This window comes from Massilia sp. CT11-108 (genome assembly GCF_047302915.1).
Taxonomy (GTDB): domain Bacteria; phylum Pseudomonadota; class Gammaproteobacteria; order Burkholderiales; family Burkholderiaceae_D; genus Telluria; species Telluria orientalis.
Map to the genome: position 1 here is coordinate 1 of NZ_JBKYMO010001254.1, position 445 is coordinate 445.

The following is a 445-nucleotide window of genomic DNA, read 5'->3' on the forward strand; positions in this document are numbered from 1 at the left end:
TCTGCCGACGATGCGGGTGGCCTGCGTGAGGACGTACTCGCCCGTCCCGCGCTCCAGCCGGGCCGGACGCGGCACGATGTCCTGTGCGTGGACCACGCCGGTCAGGCAACACAACGACAGGACGGCGAACATGCGCATGACGACACCTCGATGATGAAAGAGTGGATTACAGCCTTGCCCAGCTGCCCTTGTACAGCACGGGTCCCGTTGGTCCGTTCGGATCGGGCGAGCCGACCTTCGGCTCCAGGCTGATCGCGAGCAGGGCCACGTCCGGCGCGGTCGCGCGCGCGTCCAGCGCCAGGTCCGTGCTGCGGTTGCCGGGCAGGATGCCGAGCGAGCGGGGTTTGCCCGTGCGCGTGATCGCCCACAGTTGCAGGGTGCGGTCGGCGGGCACGTGGACGTCTTCCGCCACGCGCACCTGCAGGCGGCGGTGACGCGTGTCGGC

The 445-nt window shown here is 70.1% G+C and carries 1 protein-coding gene; it reads right to left on the reverse strand.

Translation table 11 applies throughout. The annotated features are described in order from the left end of the window. Positions 1-166: 166 nt before the first annotated feature. On the reverse strand, positions 167-445 hold a 279-nt coding region (locus tag ACEN88_RS34285; protein ID WP_413346855.1), incomplete at its 5' end, for an anti-sigma factor domain-containing protein.